Origin of the sequence: Streptococcus sp. KR, from assembly GCF_002238115.1 — a bacterium.
Classification (GTDB): domain Bacteria; phylum Bacillota; class Bacilli; order Lactobacillales; family Streptococcaceae; genus Streptococcus.
This window is the reverse complement of record NZ_NGVM01000289.1, coordinates 1-247: the sequence shown is the minus strand read 5'-3', so window position 1 is coordinate 247 and position 247 is coordinate 1. Positions and strand designations below refer to the sequence as shown.

The window sequence follows — 247 nt, the reverse complement described above, 5'->3', positions numbered from 1 at the left end:
TGAAAAAAGATGTTTTCATTGATAGTCCATATATCACTCTTGGCCAACTGCTTAAAGAGGAATCAATCATCAGCAGTGGCGGTCAGGCAAAATGGTTTTTAAGAGAAACAACAGTTAATGTCAATGACGAACCTGATAATCGCCGTGGCCGGAAACTGTACGATGGCGATCACGTCGAAGTCCCAGATGTTGGCTTATTTTTTATTCGCTCAAAGCAGGGAAATGAATGAAGTTAACGGAAATTGAA

General features: G+C 40.5%; 1 protein-coding gene. It reads left to right on the top strand.

Translation table 11 applies throughout. The features are described from left to right. The coding region (gene yaaA / locus CBI42_RS11985; protein WP_094754000.1) for a S4 domain-containing protein YaaA at nucleotides 1–230 on the top strand (230 nt) is incomplete at its 5' end. Between the last annotated feature and the right edge of the window lie 17 nt (nucleotides 231–247).